This window comes from Kosakonia oryzendophytica, assembly GCF_900094925.1.
Classification (GTDB): Bacteria; Pseudomonadota; Gammaproteobacteria; order Enterobacterales; family Enterobacteriaceae; genus Kosakonia; species Kosakonia oryzendophytica.
On the sequence record NZ_FMAY01000001.1, the window covers coordinates 583,864 to 599,343 of the forward strand.

At 54.5% G+C, this 15,480-nt stretch carries 12 protein-coding genes; 7 read left to right on the plus strand and 5 right to left on the minus strand.

Annotated elements, in window-relative coordinates:
* The first annotated feature begins 83 nt into the window (after window positions 1–83).
* Both bepA and arsC read left to right on the plus strand, forming a co-directional pair.
* A complete protein-coding gene (gene bepA, locus GA0061071_RS02750; protein ID WP_061493746.1) occupies window positions 84–1,547 on the plus strand; it encodes a beta-barrel assembly-enhancing protease in 1,464 nt (487 codons plus the stop codon).
* Window positions 1,548–1,559: 12 nt separating this feature from the next.
* Window positions 1,560–1,916 (plus strand): arsenate reductase (glutaredoxin), encoded by a 357-nt coding sequence (gene arsC, locus GA0061071_RS02755; RefSeq protein ID WP_088238198.1) that lies wholly within the window; start codon window positions 1,560–1,562, stop codon window positions 1,914–1,916.
* 41 nt (window positions 1,917–1,957) lie between these two features.
* Here arsC and GA0061071_RS02760 read toward each other — a convergent pair whose 3' ends face one another.
* The 3 genes from GA0061071_RS02760 to upp form a co-directional block, all read right to left on the minus strand.
* Complete coding sequence (locus GA0061071_RS02760; protein WP_071889908.1) at window positions 1,958–2,659, minus strand: DnaA inactivator Hda; 702 nt, start codon at window positions 2,657–2,659, stop codon at window positions 1,958–1,960.
* A 99-nt stretch (window positions 2,660–2,758) separates the two neighbouring features.
* Complete coding sequence (gene uraA / locus GA0061071_RS02765; RefSeq protein ID WP_061493743.1) at window positions 2,759–4,045, minus strand: uracil permease; 1,287 nt, start codon at window positions 4,043–4,045, stop codon at window positions 2,759–2,761.
* Window positions 4,046–4,155: 110 nt separating this feature from the next.
* Window positions 4,156–4,782 (minus strand): uracil phosphoribosyltransferase, encoded by a 627-nt coding sequence (gene upp, locus GA0061071_RS02770; RefSeq protein ID WP_061493742.1) that lies wholly within the window; start codon window positions 4,780–4,782, stop codon window positions 4,156–4,158.
* 234 nt (window positions 4,783–5,016) lie between these two features.
* Between upp and purM the strand changes: the two genes are divergently transcribed.
* From purM to ppx, 4 genes are all read left to right on the plus strand, one after another.
* Window positions 5,017–6,054, plus strand: coding sequence for a phosphoribosylformylglycinamidine cyclo-ligase (purM, locus tag GA0061071_RS02775; RefSeq protein WP_061499829.1), 1,038 nt, complete (start codon window positions 5,017–5,019; stop codon window positions 6,052–6,054).
* Window positions 6,051–6,692: a phosphoribosylglycinamide formyltransferase gene (gene purN, locus GA0061071_RS02780; RefSeq protein WP_061493741.1), complete on the plus strand. Its 642-nt coding sequence runs from the start codon at window positions 6,051–6,053 to the stop codon at window positions 6,690–6,692. Before purM ends, purN begins: the two co-directional genes overlap by 4 nt.
* 264 nt (window positions 6,693–6,956) lie before the next feature.
* Window positions 6,957–9,017 (plus strand): polyphosphate kinase 1, encoded by a 2,061-nt coding sequence (gene ppk1, locus GA0061071_RS02785; RefSeq protein WP_061493740.1) that lies wholly within the window; start codon window positions 6,957–6,959, stop codon window positions 9,015–9,017.
* Between the two features lie 3 nt (window positions 9,018–9,020).
* Complete coding sequence (ppx, locus tag GA0061071_RS02790; RefSeq protein WP_061493739.1) at window positions 9,021–10,559, plus strand: exopolyphosphatase; 1,539 nt, start codon at window positions 9,021–9,023, stop codon at window positions 10,557–10,559.
* Between the two features lie 17 nt (window positions 10,560–10,576).
* Here the strand turns inward: ppx and GA0061071_RS02795 are convergent, their stop codons facing one another.
* Entirely contained in the window at window positions 10,577–12,805 is a 2,229-nt protein-coding gene (locus tag GA0061071_RS02795; RefSeq protein WP_088238199.1) for an EAL domain-containing protein, read from the minus strand.
* A 346-nt stretch (window positions 12,806–13,151) separates the two neighbouring features.
* Here GA0061071_RS02795 and GA0061071_RS02800 point away from each other — a divergent pair, with 346 nt between their 5' ends.
* Window positions 13,152–13,343, plus strand: coding sequence for a YfgG family protein (locus GA0061071_RS02800; RefSeq protein ID WP_071889906.1), 192 nt, complete (start codon window positions 13,152–13,154; stop codon window positions 13,341–13,343).
* A 64-nt stretch (window positions 13,344–13,407) separates the two neighbouring features.
* Here GA0061071_RS02800 and GA0061071_RS02805 read toward each other — a convergent pair whose 3' ends face one another.
* On the minus strand, window positions 13,408–15,381 hold the full coding sequence (locus tag GA0061071_RS02805) for a tetratricopeptide repeat protein (RefSeq protein ID WP_088238200.1): 1,974 nt from the start codon (window positions 15,379–15,381) through the stop codon (window positions 13,408–13,410).
* Window positions 15,382–15,480: the final 99 nt, after the last annotated feature.

Genomic DNA, 15,480 nt, shown 5'->3' on the forward strand with positions numbered 1-15,480 from the left:
GGCTACACTCGCAAAGCGGGAAAACCGGAACGAAGACCCCGAATACCGGTCATAATACTACCCCCCAAACACAGGAAGAGGTTATGTTCAGGCAGTTGAAACGCACGCTGGTCGCCACCCTTATTGCTGCACTTGCCACAGGCCCGATAACCATGGCGTTTGCAGATTCGGCAGACAGCCTGCCGGATATGGGAACATCCGCCGGAAGCACGCTCTCCATCGGACAGGAGATGCAAATGGGCGACTACTATGTTCGCCAGTTGCGAGGCAGCGCGCCGCTGATTAACGACCCGCTACTGGTTCAGTACATCAACGGGCTGGGGATGCGTCTGGTAGCCCATGCGGACTCGGTAAAAACGCCCTTCCATTTTTATCTCGTCAATAACGACGAAATTAACGCCTTCGCCTTTTTTGGCGGCAATGTCGTGCTGCACTCCGCCCTGTTCCGCTACGCGGACAACGAGAGCCAGCTCGCATCGGTTATGGCACACGAAATTTCTCACGTTACGCAACGCCACCTGGCGCGCGCGATGGAAGACCAAAAACGCAGCGCGCCGTTGACCTGGGCCGGAGCGCTCGGCTCAATTCTGCTGGCAATGGCCAGCCCGCAAGCCGGGATGGCGGCGTTAACCGGTACGCTGGCGGGTACGCAGCAAGGGATGATCAGCTTTACTCAGCAGAACGAACAGGAAGCAGACCGTATTGGGATTCAGGTACTGCAACGCGCCGGTTTCGATCCACAGGCGATGCCCACCTTTCTGGAGAAACTCCTCGACCAGTCGCGTTACTCCACCCGTCCGCCGGAAATTCTGCTGACGCACCCCTTACCGGAAAGCCGTCTCTCGGATGCCCGCAACCGCGCCAACCAGATGCGTCCAGTGGTGGTGCAATCCTCTGAGGCGTTTTATATGGCGAAAGCCAGGGCGTTAGGAATGTACAATTCCGGGCGCAATCAGTTGACCAGCGACCAGCTTGACGCCTGGGCGAAAGGCAATGTGCGTGAGCAGCGCGCCGCACAATATGGCCGGGCGTTGCAGGCGATGGATGCGAAAAACTACGCTGATGCCGCCAAAAACCTGCAACCGCTGCTCAGCGCCGATCCTGACAATGCCTGGTTCCTCGACCTGGCAACCGACATCGATTTAGGCCAGCACAAAAGCGCCGATGCCATTAAGCGTCTGAATGCCGCCCGTGAGGTAAAAACCAACCCGGTATTGCAGCTCAACCTGGCGAATGCCTTGCTCGAAGGCGGTCAGCCCGCAGAAGCAGAGCGCATCCTGAACCGTTATACCTTCAGTAATAAAGAGGATGTGAACGGCTGGGATTTGCTGGCGCAGACCGAAGCCGCGCTGAATCACCGCGATCAGGAACTTGCTGCGCGGGCGGAAGGTCTGGCGCTGGTGGGTAAACTGGATCAGGCGATAAGCTTACTGAGTAACGCCAGCGCGCAGGTGAAACTCGGCAGCCTGCAACAGGCGCGTTACGATGCGCGAATTGATCAGCTACGGCAGATGCAGCAGCGTTTCAAACCGTATCAGAAGATGTAATAAGGAGAAAAGATGTCAGACGGCGTACAAATTTACCATAACCCGCGTTGCTCAAAGAGCCGTGAGACGCTGAACCTGCTGAAAGAAAACGGCGTAGAGCCGGATGTGGTGCTCTATCTGGAAACGCCGCCGGATGCGGCAACCGTGCGTAGGTTATTGCAGATGCTGGGGATGTCCAGCGCACGGGAACTGATGCGAACAAAAGAAGATCTTTATAAAGAATTGAAACTTGGCGACAGTACGCTGTCAGAGGAAGCACTGGTTCAGGCACTGGTGGAGAATCCGAAGCTGATTGAACGCCCGATTGTGATTGCCAACGGTAAAGCGCGGATTGGTCGCCCGCCGGAGCAGGTACTGGCAATTTTATAACGCGCCCAGGCCGGAGGAAGTGGCACGAGTCCGGCCGGGTATTACAGCTTGAGGATCTCTTTCACGAACGGAATGGTCAGCTTGCGCTGCGCGGTAATGGACGCGCGATCCAGCTCGTTCAGCGTATCAAACAGGGTACGCATCTCCCTATCCAGCCGCTTGAGCAGAAAACGGCCCACGTCTTCCGGCAGTTCAAAACCCCGTAAGCGAGCACGCAACTGCAATGCCTGCAATTTATCTTCATCAGAGAGCGGTTGCAGCTTGTAGATTTGCCCCCAATCCAGCCGCGAAGCCAGATCCGGCAACCCAAGGTTAAGCTGGCGCGGAGGACGATCGCCGGTGATCAGCAACCGGGTTTTTCCCGACTCAAGAATGCGGTTATAGAGGTTGAAGATCGCCATCTCCCACAGCTCATCGCCAGCGACGCATTCGATATTGTCGATGCAGACCAACGAAAGTTGCTCCATCCCTTCCAGCACATCCGGCACAAACCAGGTGCGCTTATCCAGCGGCACGTAACCCACGGCATCGCCGCGCTGGGAGAGTTCAGCACAAGCAGCATGCAGCAAATGGCTGCGCCCCGCGCCTTCACGCGACCAGATATAGATGTATCCGCTGTGTGCCTGGCGCAGAACGTTTTGCAACGCCGCCAGTAAAGAGGGGTTATCACCCGGCCAGAAACTCGCGAAGGTTTCGTCATCGGGTAAATATAATGGCAGGGAGAGCTGTGCCGGTGTGTTCAGAGGGACCTCAACAGGGCTTACAAAAAACGCAGTGAGTTTATCATAAAATCCCGTTCGGTTTGAACCGGGCGCGAAACCCGGCTCAAACCCACGTAAAAATTACTTCGTTACGTCACTGTCTGGCGCATCCAGCACCACTTCTTCCGGGCGCAGCACGCTAATCAGTTTGAAGATCAGGCTCAGGCAGATCCCCACAATGGTCGCCAGCGCCATGCCTTTCAGCTCTGCCGCACCAATGTGCACTTTCGCCCCGCTCACACCGATAATCAGGATAACGGACGTCAGGATCAGGTTTTGCGCTTTGCTGTAATCCACTTTGGATTCGATCAGCACGCGGATACCGGACGCGCCGATAACCCCGTACAGCAGCAGCGAAACGCCGCCCATCACCGGTACCGGAATGATCTGGATAGCCGCCGCCAGTTTACCTACGCATGAGAGCAGAATGGCGATGATCGCCGCACCGCCAATTACCCAGGTGCTGTAGACGCGGGTGATTGCCATCACACCGATGTTCTCACCGTAGGTGGTATTTGGCGTAGAACCGAAGAAGCCGGAAATCACCGTCGACAGGCCGTTAGCAAACATCGAGCGATGCAGGCCCGGATCGCGAATCAGATCTTTTTTGATGATATTCGCTGTGACCACCAGGTGACCAACGTGCTCGGCAATCACCACCAGCGCCGCAGGCAGAATGGTAAAAATTGCAAACCACTCAAAACGCGGGGTGTAGAAGGTCGGCAAAGCGAACCAGTGCGCTTGCGCAATCGGCGTGGTGTCGACAACGCCCATCGCGAACGAGAGCGCATAGCCCGCCAGCACACCGATCAGGATCGGAATAATGGCCATAAAACCGCGGAACAGCACGGAACCAAACACCGTCACCCCCAGTGTTACCAGCGAGATGATCACGGTTTTGGAATCCGCAGACTGCCCTTCTGCAGGCAGCAGACCGGCCATGTTTGCCGCCACGCCCGCCAGCTCCAGACCGATGACCGCAACGATTGCGCCCATCGCAGCAGGCGGGAACATCACGTCCAGCCAGCCGGTACCTGCTTTTTTCACAATAAAGGAGACCAGACAGAACAGCACGCCGCACATGATAAAACCGCCCAGTGCCACTTCGTAACCCAGCGGCAACAGCAGCAACACCGGCGAGATAAAGGCGAAGCTGGAGCCTAAATATGCCGGGATTTTCCCTTTGCAAATAAAGATGTACAGCAGTGTCCCGATACCGTTAAACAGCAGCACGGTGGCCGGGTTAATGTGAAACAGGATTGGCACCAGCACGGTTGCGCCAAACATGGCGAACAAGTGCTGTAGACTAAGCGGGATGGTTTGCAAAAGCGGTGGTCTTTCACTTACCCCGATAGCACGGCGCGTCATAGTGTTTTCCTCTGAGTGTTGTTGTGTATCTCCCCGTCCTTAACGGCGGGCAGTGTTTTGAATCCCAAAAAAAAGCCGACTATCAAAGTCGGCTTTCGATTTTTAAGCAATTACTTCGTACCAAAGATTTTATCGCCGGCATCGCCGAGGCCCGGAATAATGTATCCGTGCTCGTTGAGGCCCTTATCGATCGACGCGGTGTACAGTTCCACGTCCGGGTGCGCTTTTTCCAGCGCCGCCAGACCTTCCGGTGCAGCAACCAGCACCAGCACTTTGATGCTGTGGCAGCCCGCTTTTTTCAGCAGGTCAATCGTGGCGATCATCGAACCGCCGGTTGCCAGCATCGGGTCAACCACCAGCGCCATACGCTCGTCGATATTGGACACCAGTTTCTGGAAATACGGCACCGGCTCCAGCGTCTCTTCGTTACGGTAGATGCCGACCACGCTAATGCGCGCGCTCGGTACATGCTCCAGCACACCTTCCATCATACCCAGACCTGCGCGCAGGATTGGCACAACGGTGATTTTCTTCCCTTTAATTTGCTCAACCTGGACCGGCCCGTTCCAGCCTTCGATGGTCACTTTTTCCGTTTCGAGGTCCGCAGTCGCTTCATACGTCAGCAGGCTGCCCACTTCCGAGGCGAGTTCACGAAAGCGTTTGGTGCTGATGTCGTTCTCTCGCATCAGACCCAGCTTGTGTTTGACGAGTGGGTGTTTTACTTCCACGATCTTCATACTCTTCTCCTTTCCCCAGACAGGTGGCAGCCACAAAAAAAATCGCCGGATTATACCGCTTTTTTTCCGTTGCGCTACAGGCAGGCGCTTGATCACGATCAATCAGACTGGAAAAGAGTATATCGTAAGAATCCTCAGCGCCCTGAAATAATGGACTCGCAAACGTTTGCCTTGGCTGTTAGAATTGCGCCGAATTTTATTTCTACCGCAAGTAAACGCGTGGGGACTGAAGCAGTGACCGATAAAACCTCTCTCAGCTACAAAGATGCCGGTGTTGATATCGACGCGGGCAATGCTCTGGTTGACCGAATCAAAGGCGTGGTGAAGAAAACCCGCCGTCCTGAAGTGATGGGCGGTCTGGGTGGCTTCGGCGCGCTGTGCGCTCTGCCGCAAAAATATCGTGAACCAGTACTGGTTTCCGGCACTGACGGCGTGGGCACCAAGCTGCGTCTGGCGATGGATCTGAAACGTCACGACACCATTGGCGTCGACCTGGTGGCGATGTGCGTGAACGACCTGGTGGTACAGGGTGCAGAGCCGTTGTTCTTCCTGGATTATTACGCAACCGGCAAGCTGGATGTCGATACAGCGGCCAGCGTGATCAACGGCATCGCCGAAGGGTGTCTGCAATCCGGTTGTGCGCTGGTCGGCGGTGAAACGGCAGAAATGCCGGGCATGTATCACGGTGAAGATTACGACGTAGCCGGTTTCTGTGTCGGCGTGGTGGAAAAGTCAGAAATCATCGACGGTTCAAAAGTGATCGACGGTGATGTGCTGGTAGCGCTGGCCTCCAGCGGTCCGCACTCCAACGGTTACTCCCTGGTACGCAAAGTGATCGAAGTGAGCGGTTGCGATCCGCAAACGACACAGCTTGAAGGCAAACCGCTGGCCGATCACCTGCTGGAACCAACGCGCATTTATGTGAAATCCGTGTTGGAGCTGATTGCAAGCGTAGATGTACACGCCATTGCGCACCTGACCGGCGGCGGCTTCTGGGAAAACATCCCGCGCGTACTGCCAGACAACACCCAGGCGGTCATCGACGAGTCATCCTGGCAGTGGCCGGCTGTGTTTAACTGGTTGCAAAGCGCGGGCAACGTCAGCCGCCATGAAATGTATCGTACCTTTAACTGCGGCGTCGGGATGGTGATTGCACTGCCAGCGGCTGAAGCAGATAAAGCCATCGCACTACTGAACGCTAAAGGTGAAAACGCGTGGAAAATCGGTATCATCAAAGCATCCGATTCCAGTGAGCGCGTGGTCATTGAATGAAAAATATCGTGGTGCTGATTTCCGGTAACGGAAGCAATTTGCAGGCAATTATCGACGCCTGCGAACAGAAGAAAATCAACGGCACCCTGCGGGCGGTATTCAGTAATAAGGCCGATGCGTTCGGCCTTGAACGTGCGCGGGAAGCAACAATTCCCGCACATGCCCTCACAGCAGACCAGTTCGCCAGTCGCGATGCTTTCGATCGCGAACTGATGCTGGAAATCGACGCTTATGCGCCGGATCTGGTGGTGCTGGCGGGTTATATGCGTATCCTCAGTCCGGCATTTGTCTCCCACTACGCCGGGCGTCTGTTGAATATCCACCCTTCCCTGCTGCCGAAATATCCCGGTCTGCACACGCACCGTCAGGTACTGGAAAATGGCGATGAAGAGCATGGCACCACCGTGCACTTTGTCACCGATGAGCTGGACGGCGGCCCGGTGATTTTGCAGGCAAAAGTGCCGGTGTTCGATGGCGATACAGAAGAGGAAATCACCGCACGCGTTCAGGCGCAGGAACATGCCATTTACCCGTTGGTGGTGAGCTGGTTTGTCGAGGGTCGCCTGAAGATGGAAAACAACGCCGCCTGGCTGGATGGCGTCTGCTTACCGCCGCAGGGCTATGCGGCTGACGAATAACGTCTCTGCTACATCACTTATGCCGGATAGCGTCTCCGTCTTATCCGGCTTGTTTATCCCTTCCCCGCTGTATTTTCATCACCTTAAGTCAGAAAAAAGAATACTGTCATACTTTTTTGGCACAGTTGGACATCTGGTGGCAAAGCTCGCCATAATAAGTTGTGTCATACGAAGGAACGCCAGCAACGTTCACCTGTAAGCCGGGCGCCGCGAGAGCGAGATGGACTTGCTGTGTCCCGAGATTGAACCGGAGTGTAAACAGGAATGGGTCAGGAAAAGTTATATCTCGAAAAAGAACTAAGCTGGTTGTGTTTCAATGAACGCGTTCTTCAGGAAGCCGCCGACAAGAGTAACCCGCTGATCGAGCGCATGCGTTTTTTGGGGATCTATTCCAACAACCTCGATGAATTCTATAAGGTCCGTTTTGCGGAGTTGAAACGCCGGCTGATCATCAGTGAAGAGCAAGGCCTTCCGACCAATTCACGCCATCTGCTGGGCAAAATTCAGTCCCGCGTACTGAAAGCCGACCAGGAGTTCGACAGCCTGTACAACGATCTGCTGCTGGAAATGGCGCGTAATCAGATCTTCCTGATCAACGAACGCCAGCTTTCGCAAAACCAGCAGAGCTGGCTGCGTAACTACTTTAAACAGTACCTGCGCCAGCACATCACCCCGACGCTTATCAACCGCGAAACCAATCTGGTGCGCTTTCTGAAGGATGATTACACCTATCTGGCAGTGGAAATTATTCGTGGCGACAATATTCGCTATGCATTGCTTGAGATCCCATCGGACAAGGTTCCGCGCTTTGTTAACCTGCCGCCGGAAACCCCGCGCCGCCGTAAGCCGATGATCCTGCTTGATAACATCCTGCGCTACTGCCTGGATGATATTTTCAAAGGCTTCTTTGATTACGACACACTCAACGCCTACTCGATGAAGATGACCCGTGACGCCGAATACGATCTGGTGCACGAAATGGAATCGAGCCTGATGGAGCTGATGTCCTCCAGCCTGAAGCAGCGACTGACCGCCGAACCGGTGCGTTTCGTTTATCAGCGCGACATGCCGGATGCGATGGTGGAAATGCTGCGCGAGAAACTGACCATCTCCCGCTATGACTCAATTATTCCCGGCGGCCGTTACCACAACTTTAAAGACTTTATTGGTTTCCCGAACGTCGGCAAATCCAACCTGGTCAATAAACCGCTGCCGCGCCTGCGTCATCTCTGGTTTGACAAATTCCGCAACGGCTTTGATGCCATTCGCGAACGCGATGTGCTGCTCTATTACCCATATCATACGTTTGAGCACGTGCTGGAGCTGCTGCGTCAAGCGTCGTTCGACCCGAGCGTGCTGGCAATAAAAATCAATATTTACCGTGTGGCAAAAGACTCGCGCATTATTGACTCCATGATCCACGCGGCCCATAACGGCAAGAAAGTAACGGTAGTGGTGGAGCTGCAAGCGCGTTTTGATGAAGAGGCGAATATCCACTGGGCAAAACGCCTGACCGAAGCGGGTGTGCAGGTTATCTTCTCGGCGCCGGGATTAAAAATTCACGCCAAACTGTTCCTGATCTCCCGTATGGAAGGGGAAGAGGTGGTGCGTTATGCCCACATCGGCACCGGCAACTTTAACGAAAAAACCGCGCGACTTTATACCGACTATTCGCTGATCACCGCCGATGCACGTATTACCAATGAAGTACGCCGGGTGTTCAACTTTATTGAAAACCCTTACCGCCCGGTAAGCTTTGATTATTTGCTGGTTTCACCACAGAACTCACGTCGCCTGCTGTATGACATGATCGATACCGAAATTGCCAACGCGCAAGAAGGCAAACCGTCGGGAATCACGTTGAAACTGAATAACCTGGTGGACAAAGGTCTGGTAGACAGACTGTACGCCGCCTCCAGTTCCGGGGTGCCGGTTAACCTGTTGGTGCGCGGGATGTGTTCGCTGATCCCGGATCTCGAAGGCATCAGTGAAAATATTCGCGTAACCAGCATCGTTGACCGTTATCTTGAGCACGATCGCATCTATATTTTTGAGAACGGCGGCGATAAGCAAGTCTATCTTTCTTCCGCTGACTGGATGACGCGTAACATCGATTACCGTATTGAAGTGGCGGCACCGCTGCTCGATCCGCGCCTTAAACAGCGCGTTCTGGATATCATCGATTTGCTTTTAAGTGATACCGTGAAAGCCAGGTATATCGATAAAGAACTGAGTAATCGCTATGTGCCGCGCGGCAATCGCCGTAAAGTACGCGCACAACTGGCGATTTACGACTACATCAAATCACTCGAACAGCCCGACTAATCTATGCCGATACAAGAGAAGACACCACGACCGGAAGAGTTTGCTGCGGTCGATTTGGGTTCCAACAGTTTCCACATGGTGATAGCGCGTGTGGTGGACGGCGCCATGCAGATCATTGGCCGCCTCAAGCAACGCGTTCATCTGGCGGATGGACTGGACAGCAATAACATGCTGAGCGAAGAGGCCATAGAGCGCGGGCTGGCCTGCCTGTCGCTTTTTGCCGAGCGCTTGCAGGGTTTCGATCCCTCAAGCGTTTGCATCGTCGGCACGCATACTCTGCGCCAGGCGCTGAATGCCACGGACTTTCTCAAACGCGCCGAGAAAGTGATCCCCTACCCGATTGAGATCATTTCGGGCAATGAAGAAGCCCGTTTGATTTTTATGGGCGTAGAGCACACGCAGCCAGAAAAAGGCCGCAAGCTGGTCATCGATATCGGCGGCGGCTCGACGGAACTGGTGATCGGAGAAGATTTCGAACCGAAACTGGTTGAAAGCCGCCGGATGGGCTGTGTCAGTTTCGCACAACTCTATTTCCCCGGTGGCACCATTAACGGCGAAAACTTCCGTCGTGCGCGCATGGCTGCGACGCAAAAGCTGGAGTCGCTGGCGTGGCAGTTCCGCATTCAGGGTTGGAATGTGGCGCTTGGTGCCTCCGGCAGCATTAAAGCCGCCCATGAAGTGCTGCTGGCCTCCGGTGAGAAAGATGGCATCATCACCCCGGAACGTCTGGAAAAGCTGGTCGCTGAGGTGCTGAAGTATAAAAACTTCGCTGAACTCAGCCTGCCAGGGCTTTCCGAAGAGCGCAAAGTGGTGTTTGTGCCGGGCCTGGCGATCCTGTGCGGCGTATTCGATGCGCTGGCTATCCGCGAGCTGCGCCTGTCCGATGGTGCACTGCGTGAAGGCGTTCTGTATGAGATGGAAGGCCGTTTCCGTCACCAGGACATTCGTAGCCGCACGGCACAGAGCCTTGCCAGCCAGTACAATATTGACCGCGAACAGGCGCGTCGTGTGCTGGATACCACCACCCAGATGTACGATCAGTGGCAAGCGCAAAACCCGAAGCTCGCCAACCCGCAACTGGCGGCATTGTTGAAGTGGGCGGCGATGCTGCATGAGGTGGGGCTGAATATTAACCACAGCGGTATGCATCGTCATTCCGCGTATATTCTGCAAAACAGCGATTTGCCGGGCTTTAACCAGGAGCAACAACTGATGATGGCGACGCTGGTTCGCTGCCATCGTAAAGGGATCAAGCTCGACGATCTGCCGCGGTTTACGCTATTCAAGAAGAAGCAGTATTTGCCGCTGGTGCAAATTTTACGTCTGGGCGTGTTGCTGAATAACCAGCGCCAGGCGACCACCACGCCGCCGACGCTGCGCCTGAAAACGGATGACAATCACTGGACGCTCAGTTTCCCGTATGACTGGTTCAGCCAGAATGCACTGGTGCTGCTCGATCTGGAAAAAGAGCAGGAATACTGGGAAGCCGTAACCGGCTGGCGGTTGAAAATCGAAGAAGAGCAATCTGACGTGGCGGCCTGATCCGCCACGCAGCCTAATCAAACCTGCGCTGGCGGCGCAATAAGCTGTTCGAGCGGCGCAGGTTTACCAATCACATACCCCTGCAGATAATCGATCCCCAGCGCAACGGCCGCGCTGCGTATCTCTTCCGTTTCGACATATTCCGCCACGACATGCATTTTCTTCATCCGCGCCAGGGTACAAATGGATGACACAATCTGGTAGTCCAGGCTGTTAGAGACAATATTGCGGATAAAACTACCGTCGATTTTCAGGATATCGGCATTCACCGTTTTTAGCCGCGCATAGCTGCCATAACCGGTGCCAAAATCATCAATCGCCACCCGACAGCCCATCAACTGTAATTGCATCAGCGTCTGGTTCGCCTGCATGATGCTACTCAGCGTATTGCTTTCGGTGACTTCAAAAATCAGTTGCCAGGCTTCAATGCCGTATTTGCGCAATAAACGGCGGACTTCCTGGCTGAACTGTTTGCGACATACGGACGCCGGGGAAAGGTTGATGGAAAAACGCTGTGCAGGCAGACGCTCGCGGTTTTGCGCCATAAAGCGCAATACATGCTCAATAACCCATAGATCAATGCGCGACGATAAACCAAACTCATACGCCACCGGCAAAAACACATCCGGGCTGATGCTCTCCCCCCCCTCCTCGGCGAGCCGCAGCAGGATCTCGTAGTAATCGTCACCGCGCACGCCATGGATCCGCTGCGCCATCAGCACAAACTGATCCTGTTCCAGCGCCAGTTGCAGGCGATTCATCATGTCCACTTTCAACCGGAGGCCACGCTGCAGGTTCGTTGCACCGCGGTTTTGCAGATTTTCCGGATGGCTGGTCGCCAGCGACAAATCCGCAATGGTGCTCATCTCACCCAGCAACAGCGATAAGTGCTTCACCGGTGAACGCACATAGCAGTAGCTCAGCCCGACCTGCGGTTGCAGCGGCATATCATCCCAGACAAAGCGGAACTGTTTGATACGCGCATCCAGCTCCTCAATGCGCGTTTGATGCGACTGGGTATTCAGGCGGATCACCAGATCGTGTCCGGAGAGCTGGTACACGCACTCATCCGCCTGCAATAAAGGCTGTAGCCAGTTCGCGATTCGTTGTTTGTACTGAATGCGTAACATCACGCCATAGTTACGCCCTAATAGCTCAAGCTCCGGTATGCGTAAAAAGCAAAGCACCGACCAGGGCGTTTCCGCCAGCGCACGGTTAAGCGCCCGCAGGTTAGGCATATTCGTTACCGGATCGATAAACGCCAGGCGGCGGGCACGGCTGTTCACGGTACGTTGCCGGGTCGCCATCACTGCCATGGCGATAATGATGAACGAGAACACAAGGTAGCTTGAGGAGACGATTGCCAGTTGCACATCGTATGAGGGAAATTTGGGCAGATAGCGGTCAAGATAGTGAATTGAGACGATCAGTAATGGCGTCCAGACAAACGAGATAAAACGATAGCCGTAACGCATCGCGCCCCACAGCATGACCGGCAACAGTAACGATAATGTGTAGTTGGTGCTAAAAATTGAGCTGTGGATGTTAAGCGGCATCAGCAGTAAAAAGACGATTCCTGCAACAATAACCGACCATATCAGCACCTCCACGCGCGTGACTTTTGGGTCGAACTCATGGCGCAACTGCGAGAACCATGTGATGACATAACGCGGATGGCGAATAACGCGGATCACCAGATAACTGAAGGGAACGCCAGTGAGTAACCCAACCAGCAACCCCTGATAATTAATCAGCATGGGTACATTGAGCGCCATCGCATTCGCCTCGCTGAGCGGTACATCGTACAGGTTCAGCCAGACGCCCACTTCAAGGATGATCAGATAAAGGGTGGCCGGGCACAGCGCTTGCCAGAAGATGCGCTGGGATACCAGCAACGATGTACCGTACGACACGCGGTGTCGTCGGCTAACAAAAACGCGATAACCGCCCCAGCTCAGTATCACCGGAACCAGTAAACGCATGCTTTGCAGAAACAAAACGAGCGGTTCGAGAGTGCCGTAACGTAAAACGAGCGCCACTATAATACCAGGCAACGCCGCCCAGCCGTAAAACATCATCAGGCTTATCAGCAGCGCCATCGGCAGATAGTAAAGAATGACATGCTGCCCGGAGACTAAAACAAATGCATTAGCCAGACTAAATAATGGAAACAATATCGAGGGGACGATGAGAGGCAGTGCCCACCACTGATCTTTCAGATGATTATATTTTTTTATCAATGTCATAGATGCTCAACGCAAAAACCTGATCCTGGTGGGCATTTCAGGCAGGCATTCAACCTGGCCATGCCGGGCAAGGGGTACAAATGCCCGAAGAAACCGAAAGTTTAGTGCTGAACAATAACTTATAATTGATATATATCAAGAAAATCTCGGCAAGCTATTTTATTCCACAGCTTTTTTACGTTTGGGCAGAAATAATATTCCGCATATAAATATTTAATTTATCTTATATAATTTCTGTTTATTTTTTATCCATGGCATTTTTGCGCCAGGCTGAATTGACCTTCCCCGGAGTCTGTGCCTTAATGTCATTGTCGCCCGTTTATCGGGCTTTCCTAAAGGAACCATTGTGAGTCAGGCACCCAGTATGCGAAAACGACATCGATTTGACAGTCGCATGACCCGTATCGTACTTCTTATCAGCTTTCTCTTTTTCTTCGGCCGCTTCGTCTATTCCACTATTGGCGCCTGGTATCACCATCAGGGTAAAGTCCAGTCGCAACAAGTCAGCCAGACTATCGATTCCACTGCCCAACGTTAAAATCTAACGCCCCTTTACGACACGCTTCACCGCGTGGGTTTACGCATATCTGAACACCAGATGTTCACTTTTCTGCCACCCGCTGTAACCAGTCGCGGTAGGCGGGAGTGGTATCAGCCGGTAAATTCTGCCTGTGCGCGTTGAATTCATCGTCCATGCCGAAGATCTTCCACACCAGCGGCGCAAGCGAGGCTGCCGGGCTGTTGCTCCCCTGAGCATCGCGCAGCATTTCCAGACTGCGTTGTCGGTACTCAGCCAGGATGTCGGAGTGATAATCGAACGCTTTACCCAGCCCGGAGAGATACATTAACTTTGGCACCGCCACCTGCGGCCATTGGAGCGCCATCTGCAGCGGCCAGTCGAGCATCGCCCGTTCTCCCCACATCGCCTCGCGCGGGGTAGTGTTATTCGCCACCAGCGTCAGGGTGAATGCCTGCGCTAATCCCCCCAGGTAAATCGCCATCGCCTCAGCAGACGGGCGCAGATAAAACGCATCCAGCGGCTGCTGGCGAGGTGCGGCTATTTGCGTAAGTAGCCGTTGCTCAAGACTGAGCACCAGTGCGCCCAGATCCGCCTCCACACAACGTTCTGTGATGCTGGCTTTTTTAGCCCGAGTGGTACAGTCCCACAGGCTCAACGAGAGTTGCCACTCACGCTGTTCGCCTTCACCGGTGCAGCCCATCTCCCCGGTGACAAAGAACTTCATCGTCGGCGGGACAATATCGAACAGTACATGGCCATCGATTTCTCCCCCCATCAGCACAGGCCCTCCCCCTTCCACTACCTGCACATAGAAACGGCTGGCGAAGTCGCTCCAGTAGTGTGCGGCTTCGGCAAAATAGAGCGATATCGCCCGCGTCATGCGACCAATATCATCTTCGCGCTGCGACTCCGTGCGTTCACGACCACTCTGCATTTTGGACAAGGCAAAAAAGCCGACAGACGGCGCATCTTCCGTTTTGTGCGCAAACAGCCAGTCGGCTTTACACAGGCCGTATTGCCAGATCGGCTGAGTGATCGCCAGTGTGTTGACCTTCAGCTCAGCAGCATCGGCAGGGGTTGAGGTCGCATCGTGCAGGTTCATCTCCTGGAATGCGCGAGCAAACTCATCAAGGTGAGGCTTCAGAGGCGCATAATCCAGCGCATACATCCGCGCCAGCAGTTTTTCGCCCTCTTGCGCATTGCCCAGCGCCTGCCAGGCACGTAGCAAATTGAGACCCGCCATCGGATCATGACGATGCTCGTCATACACGGGTGCCACCAATTCGACAATCAGCGGGATCTGCCCGTTATTCCCCAAATCGCCGGAAATCATCATCAACGCGCCGCTGTCGTACCGCCCCCCGGCCAGCACCTCAGCATATAATGCGCGGGCGGCGGCAATATTCTGCTGTTGCAGATAATGGCGCGCCAGCCACAGCTGCGCACGCCAGCTCCCCGGCAGCGCCGCAGCGGTTTTCAGCGCTGCGAGCCAGGCCTCATCGCCGCCACGCTCCTGCTGGATAGAGGCCCACCACATCAGGCCATTTTCCTGATTAGGATCGGCCTGCACAGCCTGCCATAGTGTTTCGTCTGCGCGCGCTTCTTCACCGCGCGAAGAAAAGACTTTCGCCAGATTGGTGAGCAGCGTACCGGTCGCCCCTGCTTTCGCGATACCCGCCTGCAACGTGTTCTCTGCCGCTGTAAGCTGGCCGTTATCCATCAGTACAATGCCATGAATGGTATGGCTGCGTTCAGGAAGCGGATCGATCTCCAGCAGGCGCTCGGCTGCCTGCACCAGGTCCGCAGCAAATCCATCGTTCAACCCATCGACGATGGCCTGATAGAGTTCGTCAGCGTTATCACGCTTCTGTTCCAGAGAGGGTAAAAATACCTTCTCGCGCCATTCACTGCGCGGGATCTGCATCTCGCGTCCATAGGCGTCATACGCCACGATTGGCTGCTCGTCTTGTGAAGGTTCCGTGGTGTGCGTATTGGTGGCCGGTGTCGGCTCAGAGGCGTTTTTGCCGCTGATGGCGGAGAGCAGGCGTTTAAACATGGCGGTTGCCTTGTGGGTTGCTGACGTTTTGGACAGTATCAGCCTAGACCTTAACCGCCCACTCGTCCAAAAAAAAGCTACTAATTACGAGGGGTTAGT

Bases quoted from the DNA above. Each gene is read 5' to 3' on its own strand.
- bepA (WP_061493746.1), top strand. From the start codon at position 84: ATGTTCAGGCAGTTGAAACGCACGCTGGTCGCCACCCTTATTGCTGCA.
- arsC (WP_088238198.1), top strand. From the start codon at position 1,560: ATGTCAGACGGCGTACAAATTTACCATAACCCGCGTTGCTCAAAGAGC.
- uraA (WP_061493743.1), bottom strand. From the start codon at position 4,045: ATGACGCGCCGTGCTATCGGGGTAAGTGAAAGACCACCGCTTTTGCAA.
- upp (WP_061493742.1), bottom strand. From the start codon at position 4,782: ATGAAGATCGTGGAAGTAAAACACCCACTCGTCAAACACAAGCTGGGT.
- purN (WP_061493741.1), top strand. From the start codon at position 6,051: ATGAAAAATATCGTGGTGCTGATTTCCGGTAACGGAAGCAATTTGCAG.
- ppk1 (WP_061493740.1), top strand. From the start codon at position 6,957: ATGGGTCAGGAAAAGTTATATCTCGAAAAAGAACTAAGCTGGTTGTGT.
- ppx (WP_061493739.1), top strand. From the start codon at position 9,021: ATGCCGATACAAGAGAAGACACCACGACCGGAAGAGTTTGCTGCGGTC.
- GA0061071_RS02795 (WP_088238199.1), bottom strand. From the start codon at position 12,805: ATGACATTGATAAAAAAATATAATCATCTGAAAGATCAGTGGTGGGCA.
- GA0061071_RS02805 (WP_088238200.1), bottom strand. From the start codon at position 15,381: ATGTTTAAACGCCTGCTCTCCGCCATCAGCGGCAAAAACGCCTCTGAG.